The sequence below is a fragment of the Bacillus sp. 2175 genome (genome assembly GCF_057812155.1).
The window spans coordinates 1,966,642-1,979,941 of the sequence record NZ_CM173819.1 but is presented as its reverse complement, the minus strand read 5'-3'; the positions used below and the strand labels follow the sequence as shown (position 1 = coordinate 1,979,941).

At 33.6% G+C, this 13,300-nt stretch carries 16 protein-coding genes; 3 read left to right on the top strand and 13 right to left on the bottom strand.

The features are described 5' to 3' along the window. Window positions 1-107 precede the first annotated feature (107 nt). A complete protein-coding gene (locus ACXKY9_RS10570; RefSeq protein WP_000034353.1) occupies window positions 108-1,565 on the top strand; it encodes a serine hydrolase in 1,458 nt (485 codons plus the stop codon). A 50-nt stretch (window positions 1,566-1,615) separates the two neighbouring features. On the opposite strand, the gene ACXKY9_RS10565 is transcribed toward ACXKY9_RS10570, so the two are convergent. From ACXKY9_RS10565 to ACXKY9_RS10540, 6 genes are all read right to left on the bottom strand, one after another. Then, window positions 1,616-2,548 (bottom strand): aminoglycoside phosphotransferase family protein, encoded by a 933-nt coding sequence (locus ACXKY9_RS10565; protein ID WP_000692082.1) that lies wholly within the window; start codon window positions 2,546-2,548, stop codon window positions 1,616-1,618. An 11-nt stretch (window positions 2,549-2,559) separates the two neighbouring features. Then, complete coding sequence (locus tag ACXKY9_RS10560) at window positions 2,560-2,946, bottom strand: VOC family protein (RefSeq protein WP_001094662.1); 387 nt, start codon at window positions 2,944-2,946, stop codon at window positions 2,560-2,562. Between the two features lies 1 nt (window position 2,947). Further along, window positions 2,948-3,583, bottom strand: coding sequence for an HAD family hydrolase (locus tag ACXKY9_RS10555; RefSeq protein ID WP_015382298.1), 636 nt, complete (start codon window positions 3,581-3,583; stop codon window positions 2,948-2,950). 106 nt (window positions 3,584-3,689) lie between these two features. Next, window positions 3,690-4,277 carry a YpjP family protein gene (locus tag ACXKY9_RS10550; RefSeq protein ID WP_001134420.1) on the bottom strand — a complete coding sequence of 196 codons (588 nt, stop codon included), beginning with the start codon at window positions 4,275-4,277 and terminating at the stop codon, window positions 3,690-3,692. Window positions 4,278-4,544: 267 nt separating this feature from the next. Then, window positions 4,545-5,759 (bottom strand): ABC transporter permease, encoded by a 1,215-nt coding sequence (locus ACXKY9_RS10545; RefSeq protein WP_000595447.1) that lies wholly within the window; start codon window positions 5,757-5,759, stop codon window positions 4,545-4,547. Further along, on the bottom strand, window positions 5,752-6,462 hold the full coding sequence (locus ACXKY9_RS10540) for an ABC transporter ATP-binding protein (protein ID WP_000921902.1): 711 nt from the start codon (window positions 6,460-6,462) through the stop codon (window positions 5,752-5,754). Before ACXKY9_RS10540 ends, ACXKY9_RS10545 begins: the two co-directional genes overlap by 8 nt. Before the next feature lie 153 nt (window positions 6,463-6,615). Between ACXKY9_RS10540 and ACXKY9_RS10535 the strand changes: the two genes are divergently transcribed. Together ACXKY9_RS10535 and ACXKY9_RS10530 are read left to right on the top strand one after the other, a co-directional pair. Further along, the gene (locus tag ACXKY9_RS10535) at window positions 6,616-7,047 is read left to right on the top strand and encodes a GNAT family N-acetyltransferase (protein WP_000009776.1); all 432 of its coding nucleotides are present in this window, start codon (window positions 6,616-6,618) and stop codon (window positions 7,045-7,047) included. Window positions 7,048-7,076: 29 nt separating this feature from the next. Continuing rightward, the gene (locus ACXKY9_RS10530; protein WP_000181777.1) at window positions 7,077-7,604 is read left to right on the top strand and encodes an HAD-IIIA family hydrolase; all 528 of its coding nucleotides are present in this window, start codon (window positions 7,077-7,079) and stop codon (window positions 7,602-7,604) included. A 241-nt stretch (window positions 7,605-7,845) separates the two neighbouring features. Here ACXKY9_RS10530 and ACXKY9_RS10525 read toward each other — a convergent pair whose 3' ends face one another. The 7 genes from ACXKY9_RS10525 to ACXKY9_RS10495 form a co-directional block, all read right to left on the bottom strand. Then, the gene (locus ACXKY9_RS10525; protein ID WP_000152534.1) at window positions 7,846-8,064 is read right to left on the bottom strand and encodes a helix-turn-helix domain-containing protein; all 219 of its coding nucleotides are present in this window, start codon (window positions 8,062-8,064) and stop codon (window positions 7,846-7,848) included. Between the two features lie 10 nt (window positions 8,065-8,074). Next, window positions 8,075-8,560, bottom strand: coding sequence for a DUF2975 domain-containing protein (locus ACXKY9_RS10520; RefSeq protein WP_001050143.1), 486 nt, complete (start codon window positions 8,558-8,560; stop codon window positions 8,075-8,077). Between the two features lie 175 nt (window positions 8,561-8,735). Continuing rightward, entirely contained in the window at window positions 8,736-9,176 is a 441-nt protein-coding gene (locus tag ACXKY9_RS10515; protein WP_001223866.1) for a GNAT family N-acetyltransferase, read from the bottom strand. Next, window positions 9,173-9,646, bottom strand: a complete 474-nt coding sequence (locus ACXKY9_RS10510) for an SAM-dependent methyltransferase (RefSeq protein WP_000493254.1) — start codon at window positions 9,644-9,646, stop codon at window positions 9,173-9,175. Before ACXKY9_RS10510 ends, ACXKY9_RS10515 begins: the two co-directional genes overlap by 4 nt. A gap of 88 nt (window positions 9,647-9,734) precedes the next feature. Continuing rightward, a complete protein-coding gene (locus tag ACXKY9_RS10505; RefSeq protein WP_000848570.1) occupies window positions 9,735-10,430 on the bottom strand; it encodes an aspartate/glutamate racemase family protein in 696 nt (231 codons plus the stop codon). Window positions 10,431-10,600: 170 nt separating this feature from the next. Next, window positions 10,601-11,803: an iron-containing alcohol dehydrogenase gene (locus tag ACXKY9_RS10500; protein WP_001158668.1), complete on the bottom strand. Its 1,203-nt coding sequence runs from the start codon at window positions 11,801-11,803 to the stop codon at window positions 10,601-10,603. Window positions 11,804-11,882: 79 nt separating this feature from the next. Beyond that, complete coding sequence (locus ACXKY9_RS10495) at window positions 11,883-13,283, bottom strand: GntP family permease (RefSeq protein WP_000496034.1); 1,401 nt, start codon at window positions 13,281-13,283, stop codon at window positions 11,883-11,885. Between the last annotated feature and the right edge of the window lie 17 nt (window positions 13,284-13,300).

Sequence of the window (13,300 nt, the reverse complement as noted above, 5' to 3'; positions counted from 1 at the left end):
GCTAATTCTTACAAAATTATTAACTTTCCATATTTTAAAAGGTTTTCATTTTCTATTACCGAAAGTATAGTGCGGTAGATCAAAATTTATATTTGGAGGTTAGAAATATGTCTAAAATTGAAACACCTGTTATGACTTCTTTACAAACCACGGTTGAAAAAATGATGAAGGATTTAAATGTTCCTGGTGTTGCTGTCGCTGTTATAAAAGACGGTGAAGTTATTCTTTCAGAAGGTTTCGGCTATCGTAATATGGAAACAAAAGAGGCTGTTACACCGAATACTCGATTCGCAATCGGTTCCTCAACGAAAGCGTTTGGTACACTTTCATTAAGCTTGTTAGCACAGCAAAAAAAGTTTAATTGGGATGCTCCTGTCCCGTCTTATATACCTAACTTTACTTTATCTGAACTACTTGCTAGCTCACAAGTTACAGGACGGGATTTAGCTTCTCATCGAACTGGAGTGAGTCGTCATGAGGCTCTTTGGTACAGTTCTTCCTTATCTCGAAAAGATCTCGTTGAAAAAATAAAACATTTACCACTTGATGCACCGTTCCGGACTGCATTTCTATATAACAACTTAATGTATGCAACAATTAGCTACATTGTTGAAAACATTACAAATCAAACGTGGGAGCAATACACTACAGAACATATTTTAGAACCTTTAAATATGAGACATACAAACTTCTCTGTTAACGATTCACAAACTACAGATGATTACGCTTTACCTTACATTGAAAATGACGGTGAAATAAAAGCAGTTCCATTCCGTAACATCGATACAGTTGGCGCTGCTGGGTGTATTAATTCCACAATTGAAGATATGGCAAATTGGGTACTTCTCCACTTAAATGAAGGAAAATTTGGAGATCATGAATTAATCTCCTCTGAATTATTACAACCAATGTATACACCACACAATTCAATTCCAGACCAACCGGTTTTATCACTCCCTGAATCTCCATTAAATAGTTACGGTCTTGGTTGGTTTATTAGCGCTTATCGTGGTAAAAAAGTGATTCATCATGGCGGTAATATCGATGGATTTTCAGCGCTTGTTTCATTCATACCAACAGAAAACATAGGCCTTGTTATTTTAACGAATGCTGGAGGAACATTACTTCCTACTTATCTCGCTAATCAAATTTATGACGAACTACTTGAATTAGAATCCATTGATTGGCATAAACGTGCTGTAGAAGATACTAAAAAAATGAAGGAAATGATGAAAGAAGCAACTGAATCCCTCCCTGAACAAATTAAAGGGACTACACCTTCGCACAAGTTAGAGGATTATACTGGTACTTTTGAACATCCTGCATACGGAACATTACAAGTATACAAACGAGATGATTCGTTATATGTACAATTTATGGAAATGGATATTCAATTAGGGCATCATCATTACGACATCTTCTCCACAAAAGTTGACTTATTCCAAATGAAAATGAGCTTATTATTCGCTTATGAAATGAATGTAAGTGGTGAATTCCCATCCCTTCAGTTACATGTACCAGCTACATTAAGTACTCAGCCGCTTACATTTAAGAAAATTAAATAAGTATCTTGATGTTAAAAAATAAAGGTAGGTGCGAATCACACCTACCTTTTCTATTTCATATCAATCTTATCTGGTTGAAACCAAATTGGCTTCGATAACTCAAAGTTATTATGATCCTCTAAAACTATAGTAAGACGCTCTAACATATCATCTAACATATGCGGCGCTGCTCGTAATGTCCAGACAACTGAGGAGAAAACTGTCATGCCAACGTACACCGTGTATAATTTCCAGAACTCCTCTGGTATTTTCCTATTAAAGTATCCTTCTATTTGTCCGATTGAATACGGAATACTAATATCCCTTGCAAACAGTGCAATTTTTACGAAATCATGAATTGGGTCGCCCCAGTCATAGCCATTAAAATCAACAACACCTACATATTTTCCATCCCGTACAATTATATTTTCTAAATGAAAATCATCGTGTTGAAATCGATTCGGGCGGCTCTTTAAATATATTTCATTTTCTTCTATAAACTTTATGATTTTATCATCATTTTTTATTTTTATTCCGCATGTTTTGTATACCTCTACATATTTACTATGTTTTTTCATAGCTCTTTCATACCATGGAAGTATATCCTTAGGAGCTTCAAATGTATGCATTTTTGCTAAATCTTTTCCTGCCTCTATACCAATATCATATTGTTCTTTTGGTGAATACGTAGGCAATAGCTTCTTCGCATCTTCCCCTTCTAAATATGAAAAAATACTATAGCATACACCTTCTTCTTCCAATATACCTATTTCAATTGGCCTTTGTGCCTGTACGTTACGTTTTACCATTTCATTTAAAATTTGAAACTCTATTTTCTTTCTTTCATACTCTTTTATATCGCCTGTCCGAAATAAATATTTTTCATTATTTGCATTCGTAATTACATATTTCTTATCTGGAGAGAAACCTTTAGAAATTTCTTCAATATTCGCTGCATCTTTTACTATTTGTATATTGCTTTGCCGTGCTGTAATTATCTTCATATCTATTCCCCTTACATTTCTGCATTTGGTGTATAGGCAACTTCTACAATAAATCCATTCGGATCGTAAAAATCAATCGTATAGTAACCTTCCGAATAATGATTCATTTCAATTGGACCACGTATTACCTTCACTTTCGTACTAGAAAGAAAATCTGCTACTTCATCAACTACTTCTCTATGAATAGCTTGATAACAAATATGTCTAGGCCCTAACGTCCTTACAATTTCCTCATCTACTTCTTTAAAGTATATTTCACTTTCTCCTGTGCTATATGCTATTTCATTTAACTTTCTCCACCCAATTATGGAAAACAACTTATTATAAAAAGAAATGGACTCCTCTAAATTTGCTACCCAAAATTCAATATGATGAATGCCTGCTCGCAGTGTATTCATATTAAGAATACGCTCCTTGTACTACTTGCACAATTTCCATCGGCTTATGAACCATGTAATCTGGTGCATCTTTTTTCACTGTTTCAATAACATCATATCCCCAAGATACCCAAATTACGTTCACTCCAGCCTTTTTACACGCTGCTACGTCTCGCTGTTCATCACCGACATATAACATATCTTTCTCTGTTATTTTTTTTGATTTCAAAAATCTTTTTATCATTTTATCTTTACCGAACAAATTTTTAGAACAATACACTTCTTGTATATTTTCTATATCATTCTTTTGTAAAAACGCCCGAATATGCTCTTCTGAGTTCGATGATATGACTGCAATTCCGTAGCCTTTTTTATGTAGTTCATCTAATACTTCTTTCATCCCATGGAACAAAACGAGATTTTTTATAGCCGGCTGATATAATTTATAAAATTCCAACGCTAATATCGGTAATTTATACAGTGGTACATTAAGTTGTTTACATCTCTCTGGCATCGTTAATTTACGTAAATGTTCAATTTCGTCTTCCTTTACTGCTTTATACCCATGTTTTTCAGCAAGTTGATTATAAATCGGTACAAATATATTTTGTGAGTCTACTAATGTGCCATCAAAGTCAAAAACAATATATTTTTGCATTCCCATACTCCCTTTGCTTCTTTTTTCTAAACCTATGTTATTCAACAACATAGTTGTCTGTCCCTTCTATAAAAATAAAAAAGAACAAGATTTTCTCTTGTTCTTTTTAAGAAAGCCATTTCGGCGGTACATTCGTATTCCAATAAATATTTCCTAACTCATGATGTCCAGAGTATCCATCATCAAAACGGTGGTAATGGAAATTAAAATAATAACCATCTTGCGGTGGATGATCTCTTCTTACATGGAAACGCAATAAATCATTTCCTGATTTCGTATCGTAGACATGAAAAATCTTTTCATTATTCCCACCAGCTGGTTTTTGAGAAATCGCTAATGATTGTAGTGAATCTTCTGGTACATCACTAGCAAGCTCAGCAATTGCCTCTTCAATTTTCGGTAATATTACATCTTTAAACTCATCTTCAATTACTGGACCAATTTTAGTACCAAACTTTTGCATCGACTGCTTCTCTGCTTCTTGCATTGCATAAGTAATAAAAGTATCGGTGGTTAACCTGTCATTCGCTTCTTCATATGTGTAGGACGTGCTCTCCAAACTTTGTTGCCCAGCTGTGCTCGTAGGCTTGTCCGCAGCTTTGGCATTATCAAGTAATATGGAAGGAGGCGTCACTAAACCAAATGTAAACACGGTAATTAGTGCGACTAAGGTTTTTCTAAACCAATTTGGCATTTATGTTCCCTCCCCTTTCACTCATTATTTTTTATATAACGGTGGTTTCTTCTATTATACAAAATGATTGTAATTATTGCACTTTACAATTTTGTTAACGTTCACATATTTTTCACTTGAATATGAAATTGTAAGATTTCATACAATAAAAATACAACAAAAATAAGGAGGCGATCAGATGACTTTAGATGTCATGTATTCCGCCGCAAGTATACTCGTTTTAGTATATTTTATTTATCAATGTGTTACAGACTAGAAAAAGAGCCATCAATGGCTCTTTTTTAATGGTAGAAATACAATCCATACAATCAATAAAATAAAAACAATGCCACCAATCACAGCTGGCAATAAATAAAACCGGGAAAGTATAACTATTCCATATAAAAGTATTGCTGGTAGTAGTAAATAACGATCTGCCTTCCATCTTAACAATAGTAATTTCCCTTCATCACAATATACACGAAGAAACATCTTATTCGTAAATTCAGTCCAATAATCACGTGCATAGCGAGAAATTGCAACTACAGCAAATACGAGAACAATAGCCGCAATCCACCTTGGAGTCATAATTATACTTACAGTACTGATACATACAATTTGAATATAAAATATTCGTGCAGTACTTGTACGGAAAAATTCTTTCAAAAAAGATTCGACAATACGAGAATCAGCTTTTTTCCCTAAAAGTCTTTTAGAGCGAGGAAATATCCACGGTTTTTTATTCGAACTACTCGGTTTAGCCGCATGACCACCAACTTGCATAATTCCGCTCGTCCAGCGCATGCTTTCCTCCTTTTCTTTCTCGATTTCTTTAAAAAAGAACTTTTTATAATTCATTTTCTCTTTTACTAATACACTACTTAAGAAAATTACTAGACCGATAAATAAAATTGAATACAATGGATTTTTATAAATAAAAAATAAACTAATTCCAAAAAAGGACACGCTCATAGAAAATACTACATTTTTTACAATCCATAAAACCCATCGTTTCCCCACATGTACATGAATAAATCTCGTTAACAACGACAACATAAATCGAAATATAGTAAAGAATACCCAAAATAATAGGACTTGTATCCCTGTTACTTCGATACTTTCCATCAACACCGGTAACATAATAACGACTACAATTATATTCGTTATCGCTATTCGAACAAATGTGTACATCATGCCATACTGGACTAATTTTCGCATATGTGTTGCATACGAAATTAAAAATAAACTATCCGCTTGCTCAAAAAATGAACGAACTCCTCTTCCATATGTAATCACATAAAATGCGAGTAATCCTAATCCGAAATAAATCGTCTCTTCCGTTGATAATTCATTTATCCATAGCGATCGATAATAGATTCCCATAAATATAAGTGCTGGAATAATAATATATAATGCGACTGTCCAATCTGTTACCGAACGTATAGACTTCCATTTCCGCTCAAGTTCATGGCGTAATCTCTTATAAAATTGTTGTTTAATCATGTTGTTCACGCCTTACAATTACATCAAAGCAGTCTAATAATGAACTACCCGGCATTTCCGCTAATATTTGAATAGATTCTAAATGTCCATCTGCGACTAATGTACCTTGTGAAATGAGTAAAAATCTTTCACAAATTTTTTCAGCAGTATCTAATACGTGCGTACAAAATAAAATTCCTGCCCCGCGCTCTTTTTCTTTATATAAATAATTTAAAAACTCTTTCGTAGCTACCGGATCTAAACCGATAAAAGGTTCGTCAATGATATAAAAATCTGGCTCAGTTAAAAACGCCAATATTAGCATCGATTTTTGTTTCATGCCTTTTGAAAATTTTGATAAATACTCATGTTTATGCTTATTCATTCGAAAAGTATGTAATAATTGTTCCGCTCGTTCTTCCCAACTTCCCATTTCACTTCCACGAGCTGCCATTAATAATTCAATATGTTCCCAGAGCGTCAAGTAATCATAGTATGTTGGATGTTCTGGTACGTATGCATACGGATTTTTCTTTTCACCGAATGATATTTCACCGTCCATATTTACAAGTAATCCGAGTATCGTTTTAATCGTCGTACTCTTCCCAGCACCATTTGCTCCAATAAGAGCAACTAGTTCACCTTTTTCGATAGAAAAAGCTATATCATGAATTATTTTTTCGCCTATTTCATATCCAGCTGAGCGGATATTTACTTTTAACATGCATTCCCCTTCTTTCCATTTCTAATACAATCAAGGAAAAGAATAACATATAACTATCTATATATCATTATAAAATATTTATTTTCATAGCAGGAAAAAACATTTTTTAACAGAATATTAAATGTTTGATTACATTTTATTGGAGTGGATAATATGTCTTTTCAAATTCGTGAAGCAACGATAGATGATATAGACGCACTTTGTTCTTTAACGAAAGAATTAAAAGGTTCCTCTATTTCCTATGAAGATATGAACAACCGATTACAATTCGTACAAATGAGTCCGTTTGATTTTTTATATGTTTACGAGGAAGAAGAAGCTATATTTGGGTTACTTGGATTTCGTATACGTGAAAATTTAGAAGATGTAACACGTTATGGAGAGATTTCAATTATTAGCGTTGATTCTAACATACGACGGAAAGGCATTGGACAAGTGTTGATGGATTATGCCGAGCAATTAGCAAAGAAACATAATTGCATTGGCACATGGCTAGTTAGTGGAACAAAAAGAGTAGAAGCTCATCCTTTTTACAAAAAATTAGGATATGAAGTAAATGGCTACAGATTTGTAAAACATTTTTAAACTACTTATAAATTGAAGGGACTATAACTATGACAAACATTAAAGCAATTTTCATTGATCGTGACGGTACAATTGGTGGTGACACTACAATACATTATCCGGGATCTTTTACATTATTTCCGTTTACAAAAGCAGCTTTGCAAAAACTAAAAGCTCAAAATATAAAAATTTTCTCTTTCACAAATCAACCTGGTATCGCAGATGGAATTGCAACTGTAGCCGATTTTGTACAAGAATTAGAAGGCTTCGGTTTTGATGATATTTATGTATGTCCTCACAAACACGGTGATGGTTGTGAATGTCGTAAACCAAGTACAGGTATGCTGCTACAAGCAGCTGAAAAACACGGGCTTGATTTAACAAAATGCGCTGTAATTGGTGATCGCTGGACCGATATCGTTGCAGGAGCAACAGTGCATGCGATAACGATATTGGTGCGCACAGGCGCTGGATACGATGCTTTACATACGTACCGAGACAAATGGGCACATATTGAACCAAACTACATTGCAGATAACTTTGAAGATGCAACAAACTGGGTTTTAAATCAACTATAATACAAATGAAAATTTTGATTCACCCGAAATAATTTAAAACATAGTTAAAATAGCCTTTTTGGCAAATAATTGTATTCCACAAAACGGATCACCTCAAAAGGTAGCAAGTTCCCTTTTGATACGCAAACATTGCAATTCAAATTATATTTTTTATTAGTAACAGCAATTAACGTAAAGAAGGAATAGCTTAGTGGCTATCCCTTCTTTATTGACTTCTATTATTTACATTTGTTATCTGTTTTTATTGAGTATTCTCATCGTTTTTATACTCCAAAATATCCCCTGGCTGACACTCCAAAGCTTTACATATCGCTTCTAATGTTGAAAAACGAACCGCTTTTGCTTTCCCATTTTTCAAAATAGAAAGATTCGCCATCGTAATTCCAACCTTCTCCGAAAGCTCCGTTACACTCATTTTTCGTTTTGCTAACATGACGTCAATATTAATAATGATTGTCATATCCGCCACCTCAGACCGTCAAATCATTTTCTGATTTTATGTTAATTGCCTCTTGTAGAAGTCGTTGGAGGATAGCAGCAAAAACGGCGATAACGAGCGAAGCAAAAACGATAATGAGTCCCACTAACCCAATAGGAGGGTCCATTTTTTTCGCTATAAAATGAAAAAGTGGCAAACTTAATACATACAAACCACTGATTGTAATTGCACAGCGCTTTATATTCTTTAACGCCTTTACTGATAATTCCGAGAACGCTGTGTTCTCATCAATGTACTGTAAAAGATTGAAAGCCTGATAAAGAGCAACGTAAAAAGGCACAGCTGCTACATACAGTACAATTAAAACAAGATATTTTATCGGAGCAATGTTAGGATACAAATTCGCTGTGAAATCCGCCATTTCCGGCACTAAAAATATGCATAAAGCAAGCACTGAAATTCCAGCAAGAAAAATAATTACTTTTAAGAACATTGTTGAACTTCGTTTAAGATTCATTTACAATACCTCACTTATTTAATGGCAACATAATTTTATCACAACATTTATTGTTTAACAATAAATAAATATCGTTTTATTTTCGTCATGTTTTTTAATTTAGGCAAAAATAAAAAAGAATTTCTCATTACAAAGAAATTCTTTTTCTTGAAAATGTCTCTTTCAACTTAATTTTTTAAAACGTTAATTCGTAATGGAAATAACGATTATCTCTCAAATAACCATTTTCAGCGTATAATCGTTGTGCTGATAAATTATCAATCTCCGTTTGCAGCTTTACACCTTTTGCTCCATTTTCTAATGCGTATTCTTTAGCAGCTTCTAATAATTTTTTACCTGTTCCGGCTCCACGCTTCGCCGCTTGTACAAATAAATCATTTAAAATCCATAATTCTTTCATTGAAATAGAAGAAAATGATGGATATAGTTGCGTGAACCCAATATATTCGCCGTCTTCAACTGCTACGAAAATAACAGACTCTTTTTTCTCAATTCTATTTCGTAAAAATACTTTTGCCCCTTCTAAATCAGAATCTTGCCTATAAAACATGCGATAGTTATTAAAAACTGATGCTAGTCCATCTAAATCTGCAATTGTTGCCTCATATATTCTCATTTTACTCCATTCCCCTTCCAATACTGTCTCATTATATCCGTTGCCCATTTAGGCTGGTGTATTTCTTCTGTCGGCATAAACTCTTTCATTATTGGTTTTATATCCAATATAGGAGTGCCATCAATAGCATCTAATCCCTCAACAATAATTGATTTACCTTCTCTTTTGATCATCTTTACAATTGTTACACCTATGCGATTTGGGCGATTTTTCCCGCGCTGTGCAAAAATACCTACTTCAGGATAATCCTTATTATTTCTAGGATGTCTAGCAAAATACTGAATTTGCTCGTCAGTTACTTTATGAAAATAAAAAACAACTTCAATATGAGAAAAATCTTCAACCCCTTGTATACTCTCTTCTGCATACATTTCAGTTAAAGTTATACGAGATCTTACTTCTCCCCACTCATCATCTTTTATTTCCTTTCTTTCATTATGTACAAATGCGATTGGTTGAACTGAAAACATACGCATTCCCCCTTAAATGTAACCACTTACATTATAAAATATTTTCTGAATGTTTTCCAGATATACGAATAAAGTTTACATAATATAATTATACTCTATCTAGAGCTACCTTGACTGCTTCAATTGCATGTATATGAGTTGTATCAAATATCGGGACAGATACGTTTTCTTGCTTTATTAATAACCCTATTTCTGTACAACCTAATATGATTCCCTGTGCTCCTTTTTGCACTAACTCTTCGATGCCTCTTTTATAATATTCTCTAGATTGAGATACTATTTTTCCTAAACATAATTCTGTATATATTACTTTATTTATTTCTTTTCTATTTTTTTCTGATGGTACTATTACTTTTATATTATTTTCTTCTATACGTGACTTATAGAAATCTTGCTCCATTGTATATTTAGTTCCAAGCAGACCAACCTTTTGAATGTCTTTTCTTTTAATTTCTTTTGCAGTTGCATCAGCAATATGTAAGACTGGAATATCAATTTTGGCCTTTATTTTTCCAACTACCTTATGCATTGTATTTGTACAAATGATTATAAAGTCTGCTCCTCCCTTTTGTAATGAATATGCCGCATTCCCTAGAATTTCTCCAGCACCATCCCAATCTCCGCTAGACTGACATCGTTCAATCTCTTCAAAATCCACACTATTAATCAAACATTTTGCTGAATGTAGCCCTCCTAATCTCTCTTTTATTTCTTCATTAATAATTCGATAATATTCAGAAGTTGATTCCCAACTCATACCACCTATAAGACCTATCGTTTTCATATAAACACCTACCTAAACTTTTTTATAAAACTAATAACAACGTTTTATTATGTATATTATACACAATAAAACAAGACTTTAAGTTTGGGATATAAAGTCTTGTTTTAACGTAATAATATAGAATAATTGTACTTTCATTTCCAAGGAAATTTTTATAGAATATTCTGAAATTAATAATCTGATATTTTTATAAATTCTTTATACTTATAATTAAAACACTCTCGATACAACTCTTTGATTTCATCATATGATGGAACACGTGGGTTATTAGCTGGGCTACCACTTTCAATTGCATCTGATGCCATTTTAGAGATAGCATTTTCAAATTCAATTTCATCGATACCGTATTCTTTTAAATTTGGAATACGAAGATCATAGCAAAGCTTTTTTATTTCCCCAATCGTGTAGTCTGCTACTTCCTCATCAGAATTCGAATACAAATCCTTATTTAAGTTACGTCCAATTTTTGCTAACCTTTTCACTGCACTTGTTTTTGTAAACTCTAACACTGTAGGTAATAGTATGGCATTTGATATTCCATGCGGTACATGAAATAATGCTCCCACTGGCCTTGACATTCCATGAACTAATGTAACTGATGCATTCGAAAATGCAATTCCAGCTTGTAAGGAAGCAATCATCATCGCTTCTCTTGCCTCCATATTATGTCCATCTTCATATGCTATACGTAAATATTTCATAATACTTTCAATAGCTGAAAGAGCAAGTACATCTGTAAGTGGTTGTGAAAATTTAGAAATATAAGCTTCAATCGCATGACATAACGCATCTATTCCTGTTGCTGCCGTAATTTGTGGTGGTAACGAACTTGTCAAAACTGGATCTATAATTGCTACTTTCGGTATAAAACTAGGATGCTTCATCATCATTTTTACATCTGTTTTTTTATTCGTAATTACTGCTACACTTGTAACTTCCGAACCAGTACCAGAAGTTGTTGGAATTGCAATAAGTGGTAGTGGATTGTTTTCTATTTCAATATCCTTTTGGACATAATCCTCAACTTCTCCACCATTTGTATATAAAACCGCTACCGCTTTCGCAGCATCAATACAACTTCCACCACCAATACCGATAATAAAATCGCACTTTTCCTCTTTACAAAGAGATAACGCTTCTAATACGTGTATATTTGTAGGCTCAGCATCCACTTTATTATATGTACTAACAATAATACCTTTCTTATTTAGTTGTTGCATACACTTTTCAACATATCCTAATTTCTCCATAATTGTATCAGTAACTATAAAAGCTCTTTTCCCTAACTTTTTTGATTGTTCTCCCAGTTTTTCAAGCGAATTCCTTCCATATAATACCGACTTTGGCATACGAAACTCAGAAACCTCTTGCAAGTCCCCCACCCCTTCTTATCCTAATTAATATTTTATAATATAAATTATCGATTTGATGAATCTTTACGATTCAAATTTTTTAATAGAGTCCTGTTAAAGTATAGAATGCGATAACTAAAAATACAGCAACCGTTTTCAAAATAGTAATAGCAAATATATCTTTATATGACTGTTTATGTGTTAATCCCGTTACTGTAAGAATAGTAATAATAGCCCCGTTATGTGGTAGTGTATCCATTCCTCCTGATGCCATTGATACGATACGGTGCATAACTTCTAATGGAATATCAAATTGATTGGCCGCTGCAATAAATTTATCTCCCATTGCGCTTAATACTATTCCCATTCCTCCTGATGCCGAGCCTGTAATTCCAGCTAAAATATTCGTCGTTACTGCACCATTCACTAACGGATTTGTGAAAGTAGCAGAGATGCCATCTCTCATAATTGCGAAGCCTGGAAGTGCTGCAATGACACCACCGAATCCAAACTCAGCTCCTGTATTCATCGTTGCAAGTAGCGCTCCACCAATACTTGTATTCAATCCAGCTTGGAAACCTGTTACTACTCGCTTCCAATATAATAATAACGTTGTTAAGATCCCTATAATAAGTGCCAATTCTACAGACCAAATTCCTACTACTGCACTTAATTCTACTTTTCCAAATGCTTTCATACCAATTGCAGAAAAATCAAAACCGCTTGGATACCACTTCGGTATCATAATAGTAAACACTTTATTCATTACACCTACTAAAATAAGTGGTATAAATGCAATAAGTTGTTGCGCTCTTGTGATTTCAATGTTATTAATTAATGGCATATTTTTTTGTTCTACTTGCAAAGATGCTGCCATTTCAGTATTTCCATCATTAAAACCAAAATATCCTTCACCTGCTGCTTTTGCCTTCTTACGTCTACTCTCTAAATATAGTAAACCTAATGTAAGAACAAAAATTGCTCCTACAATCCCAAGTATCGGTGCAGCATAAATATCCGTTTTAAAAAATGTTGTAGGTATTACATTTTGAATTTGTGGTGATCCAGGTAGCGCATCCATTGTAAACGTTACTGCTCCAAGAACAATCGTTCCAGGGATTAAACGCTTTGGAATATTAGCTTGTCGAAACAACTTAGCTGCGAACGGATAAACAGCAAACACTACTACATACACACTAACACCACTATACGTTAAAATAGCCCCCATTAATACAATCGCTAATATAGTACGTTTTTCACCAACTAACTCAATAATTGTTTTTGCGATAGAATCTGCAATTCCTGACATTTCCACTACTTTTCCAAATATTGCTCCTAATAAAAACACAGGAAAATATAATTTTATAAATCCAACCATTTTCTCCATAAAGATATTAGAAAAGAAAGGTAATACATAACTAGGTTCTGTCAAAAATACTGCAAATAATGCAAATATCGGCGCGAATAAAATAACAGAAAAACCTCTGTATGCTACGAACATAAGTAAACTTAGTGCTA

Bases quoted from the DNA above. Each gene is read 5' to 3' on its own strand.
- ACXKY9_RS10570 (WP_000034353.1), top strand. From the start codon at position 108: ATGTCTAAAATTGAAACACCTGTTATGACTTCTTTACAAACCACGGTT.
- ACXKY9_RS10565 (WP_000692082.1), bottom strand. From the start codon at position 2,548: ATGAAGATAATTACAGCACGGCAAAGCAATATACAAATAGTAAAAGAT.
- ACXKY9_RS10560 (WP_001094662.1), bottom strand. From the start codon at position 2,946: ATGAATACACTGCGAGCAGGCATTCATCATATTGAATTTTGGGTAGCA.
- ACXKY9_RS10555 (WP_015382298.1), bottom strand. From the start codon at position 3,583: ATGCAAAAATATATTGTTTTTGACTTTGATGGCACATTAGTAGACTCA.
- ACXKY9_RS10550 (WP_001134420.1), bottom strand. From the start codon at position 4,277: ATGCCAAATTGGTTTAGAAAAACCTTAGTCGCACTAATTACCGTGTTT.
- ACXKY9_RS10545 (WP_000595447.1), bottom strand. From the start codon at position 5,759: ATGATTAAACAACAATTTTATAAGAGATTACGCCATGAACTTGAGCGG.
- ACXKY9_RS10540 (WP_000921902.1), bottom strand. From the start codon at position 6,462: ATGTTAAAAGTAAATATCCGCTCAGCTGGATATGAAATAGGCGAAAAA.
- ACXKY9_RS10535 (WP_000009776.1), top strand. From the start codon at position 6,616: ATGTCTTTTCAAATTCGTGAAGCAACGATAGATGATATAGACGCACTT.
- ACXKY9_RS10530 (WP_000181777.1), top strand. From the start codon at position 7,077: ATGACAAACATTAAAGCAATTTTCATTGATCGTGACGGTACAATTGGT.
- ACXKY9_RS10525 (WP_000152534.1), bottom strand. From the start codon at position 8,064: ATGACAATCATTATTAATATTGACGTCATGTTAGCAAAACGAAAAATG.
- ACXKY9_RS10520 (WP_001050143.1), bottom strand. From the start codon at position 8,560: ATGAATCTTAAACGAAGTTCAACAATGTTCTTAAAAGTAATTATTTTT.
- ACXKY9_RS10515 (WP_001223866.1), bottom strand. From the start codon at position 9,176: ATGAGAATATATGAGGCAACAATTGCAGATTTAGATGGACTAGCATCA.
- ACXKY9_RS10510 (WP_000493254.1), bottom strand. From the start codon at position 9,646: ATGTTTTCAGTTCAACCAATCGCATTTGTACATAATGAAAGAAAGGAA.
- ACXKY9_RS10505 (WP_000848570.1), bottom strand. From the start codon at position 10,430: ATGAAAACGATAGGTCTTATAGGTGGTATGAGTTGGGAATCAACTTCT.
- ACXKY9_RS10495 (WP_000496034.1), bottom strand. From the start codon at position 13,283: ATGTTCGTAGCATACAGAGGTTTTTCTGTTATTTTATTCGCGCCGATA.